Below are 3,440 nucleotides of genomic sequence, written 5' to 3'. Positions count from 1 at the left end.
TTGGAAGGCTGGCATGTGATATGTTATTTGAAATGTGTCCAGGAAGGTATGCGGTTGGTCAGATGGTAACTAACATAAAAGCAATAAAATTCTGGAAAAATATTTATGAATCAAAAGGAATAGATGTAATCGAAAAAGAAGAGATCGAGGATGGGATAAAGGTAATTTACCAGTATTTCGAAGTTTCTTAATTAATTTCTGTATAGTCACAATGTACAAATCTGGTCCTGAATAGGATGCATGGGTGGCTAAAGGAAGAAGCGTTTAACAATATACTTGGAGGTCAAGATCATGAAAATTAAAGGTTTCGGTGGGGTTTTTTGGAGAACAAAAGACGTGGTTTCATTAAATAATTGGTATAAAGAAACTCTTGGTTTATCGATGGGAGAGTGGAATGGTACGATCATCAAGCCAGATCTTGACAACGAAACCATCTTTTCTTTATTTAAAGAAGATAGTGATTATTTTCCAGAAGAACAAGCTGTGATGCTAAATTTTCAAGTAGAAAATATCGAAGCTTGGATGGAACATTTTAATAAAATTGGAATACCGCTTTTAAAACAACCTGAGAAAAGCGAGTATGGAACATTTATTTGGATTGCTGATCCAGAAGGAAGATGGATTGAACTTTGGGAGAAATAATTGTGAATGCACATCTTATTCGAGTAACGGGCTGTTTTTGAAAGAACTAGAGGGAATAACTAAATAAATAAGAAACACCGATTTTTTCAACAAAATCGGTGTTTTTTTTCATATTTTACATTTCATAAAAATTGTTTTATCTTAACGTTTTTAATGCACCGCTCCAAGCAATCACTTGGTCAAGCATCGCATTTACATTATTTAAGTGTAGTTCTTGTGGTTTAAATGTTGTTCCGTTTTCAAAATCGGTAAATAAAGATAATGTTGGGTGTACCCTAACATCTGCAATTAGTAATTCTCCACATATTCCTCGGAGATGTTCAGCAGCGCGAGCTCCCCCAGTGGAGCCATAACTTACAATACCAGCTGCTTTGTTATTCCATTCATCACGAGCAGAATCTAATGCGTTTTTCAAGGCCCCTGTAATACTGTGGTTATATTCTGCTACAATAAATACAAAACCATCTAAATTAGCTAGCTTATCCGACCATGCTTTCAATCCTGGTTCATTGCCCGCAGTTGTAAAAACAAATGGTAAATTAAATTCTGCAATATCTATAATCTCATATTCTGCATCTCCACGTTTATCTGCAATCCCTTTTACCCAATCTCCGACTTGAGGGCTAACACGACCTTGACGTGTGCTTCCCAATATAATACCTATTTTTAGTTTTTCATTTGTCATAACTTCTTCCTCCTTAATGTGGTACCCAATGATTTGCTTTGTAACCCCCCATCTAAGCAGCCCTTAGTTTTGAACATTCTATTGATATCGTTTCCCCATTTCATCCTTTTAAACGACTTATTCTAATTCACACGATATTTGTTTTTGGCATTTAAAGATGTATGAGAAATGGAGATTTTTAACAATAGCCATAGGCAGATTTTGCTCTAAGGCATATTCACATGACTATGTAAATATGAATAGAACAATGGAAGTATTTCGGGGAGGTTATAGAATGAACGGGGAAGATACAACTTTGCATGCTGATACCGGTGTTACTTCTGGAATGTTTGTTGAGCGCTCTTTAAATGAAATACGTTTTTGGGCTAGGATTATGAAAGAGCATTCATTATTTCTTCGATTAGGTTTTAGAGCAGAGGATACTCAACTCATTCAAGAGGCTAATCAATTTTATCGATTATTTGAACACATCGAACAAACTGCACATTCTTTTAATAATCAAACGGATCCAGAACAAATAAGGAGATTTAATTCAGAGGTCCAACAAGCTGCAACTAATATTTTCGTATTTAAACGGAAGGTATTAGAACTAATTCTCACATGCAAATTACCAGGGGCAAATAATTTCCCGCTATTAGTTGACCATACAAGTAGGGAAGCAAATTATTTTAGAAAACGATTAATTGAATTAAATGAAGGAAAATTAAAAGCACTTCCAGATGCAATTATTAAAGAAAATGTCTTCTTCTTAAGGATTATGGCAGACCATGCCAAATTTATCGGTCATCTCCTTGATCCGTCAGAAAGGAAACTAGTTGATGTAGCACGGAATTTCAGCAATGATTTTGATCAATTGCTGTATCAAGCAAGGGATTTAGAATCGATGAAGCCACAATCACAAACAGTTCCTCTTTTAGATCAATTCCTTGATCAAAACAGGATTTCGGTCGCATCTCTTAGGGACTTCAAGAAAACAGCCCGTGATTTAATTGAGCAATGTAAAATAAAGAGCATTATTCATCCTCTATTAGCAGACCATGTTTTCCGGGAAGCTGATAGGTTCCTAGAAATCATTGATATGTTTGATGCGCATCTTACAGGAGGTGCCCAATAACCTAGATAGGCAACTGAAGAAGCCCACCTCCTAAAAAGAAAACTTAAAATCGAGCTTTCTTTTTAGAAGGTGGCTTGTCTTTGAAGAAGACAGTTTTTTTTTGAGTTACCTTAACAATCCTCATGTATTCTCAAATAATCGGCAATCATAGCGATAAATTTGCCATTAGTGGGTTTAACTTTGAATGTGTTTAGCGTGTTCCCAAATATCAACCCGAGTACCTCATTATTTGAACGATTCCATCCAACTTCAATAGAGTGTCGAATTCCTCTTTCGACTCGGCTGGGGGTGGTATGATATTTACTTGCAATGGTGGGATATATTACTTTTGTTATACCTCCCCACCCCAGCAATAACTCAAAGTTACTGAATACCATTTGAATAGCCTCTCTCAAAAAAAAGTATCCTTTTAGATTTGCTGGAATCCCCATCAAACGTAATACATCTGTGATTCGATTTTCTATATTTTCACCTTTTTTATTATGGAGTAACTCTTTTTTCTCTTTGTTTGTATTTACAAAGGACGACTCTTTCTGTTTTGGGCAAATATTTCTAATTGTATTGGACAAATTGGATAATTCCACAGGTTTTAACATAAAGTAGCGTACTCCTAATTCGCTGGCTTTTTTTATTATTTCCTCGTTTCCAATCGAAGTTAGTATTAAAACATTTGTATCGATTTTTTCTTTATTAACCTTTTTTAATAAAGAGAGTCCATCTGAATAAGGCATAATTAAATCTAATATAACAAGGTCTGGTTGTTCCCTTTTTAATAACCCCAATCCTTCTATGCCATTGTATGCAACCCCCATTACTTCCATATCAGCAAGACTAGATAAGTAATTTTTAAGTAACTCCGTTAATTGAATGTTATCATCCACAATTGCAATCTTTATCATTTTTAAGATTCTCCCTCTTTATTTATCAAAAAAAAAAGTCAAGATAGGAATCATCATCCCACCTTGACTTATGTCTAGCTCAATGTATGTTATCTAGCTC

At 34.9% G+C, this 3,440-nt stretch carries 4 protein-coding genes and 1 pseudogene; 3 read left to right on the top strand and 2 right to left on the bottom strand.

Annotated elements, in window-relative coordinates; translation table 11 throughout:
* Nucleotides 1-191, top strand: a pseudogene (locus V7161_RS28570) (hypothetical protein); the annotation flags it as partial.
* 100 nt (nucleotides 192-291) lie between these two features.
* Nucleotides 292-642, top strand: a complete 351-nt coding sequence (locus tag V7161_RS28565; protein ID WP_335716175.1) for a VOC family protein — start codon at nucleotides 292-294, stop codon at nucleotides 640-642.
* Nucleotides 643-778: 136 nt separating this feature from the next.
* Here the strand turns inward: V7161_RS28565 and V7161_RS28560 are convergent, their stop codons facing one another.
* A complete protein-coding gene (locus V7161_RS28560) occupies nucleotides 779-1,327 on the bottom strand; it encodes an NADPH-dependent FMN reductase (protein ID WP_335716174.1) in 549 nt (182 codons plus the stop codon).
* 274 nt (nucleotides 1,328-1,601) lie between these two features.
* Between V7161_RS28560 and V7161_RS28555 the strand changes: the two genes are divergently transcribed.
* Nucleotides 1,602-2,441, top strand: a complete 840-nt coding sequence (locus tag V7161_RS28555) for a DUF2935 domain-containing protein (protein WP_335716173.1) — start codon at nucleotides 1,602-1,604, stop codon at nucleotides 2,439-2,441.
* Between the two features lie 110 nt (nucleotides 2,442-2,551).
* Here the strand turns inward: V7161_RS28555 and spo0A are convergent, their stop codons facing one another.
* Nucleotides 2,552-3,340 (bottom strand): sporulation transcription factor Spo0A, encoded by a 789-nt coding sequence (gene spo0A, locus V7161_RS28550; protein ID WP_335716172.1) that lies wholly within the window; start codon nucleotides 3,338-3,340, stop codon nucleotides 2,552-2,554.
* Nucleotides 3,341-3,440 lie beyond the last annotated feature (100 nt).

The sequence above is a fragment of the Neobacillus drentensis genome, assembly GCF_036965425.1.
In the GTDB taxonomy this organism is placed as follows: domain Bacteria; phylum Bacillota; class Bacilli; order Bacillales; family Cytobacillaceae; genus Neobacillus; species Neobacillus drentensis_F.
Note: the sequence above shows the minus strand (reverse complement) of the source record. Positions and strands in the feature narration are given on the sequence as shown.

Coding starts and splice junctions, on each gene's coding strand:
- V7161_RS28565 (WP_335716175.1), top strand. CDS start 292: ATGAAAATTAAAGGTTTCGGTGGGGTTTTTTGGAGAACAAAAGACGTG.
- V7161_RS28560 (WP_335716174.1), bottom strand. CDS start 1,327: ATGACAAATGAAAAACTAAAAATAGGTATTATATTGGGAAGCACACGT.
- V7161_RS28555 (WP_335716173.1), top strand. CDS start 1,602: ATGAACGGGGAAGATACAACTTTGCATGCTGATACCGGTGTTACTTCT.
- spo0A (WP_335716172.1), bottom strand. CDS start 3,340: ATGATAAAGATTGCAATTGTGGATGATAACATTCAATTAACGGAGTTA.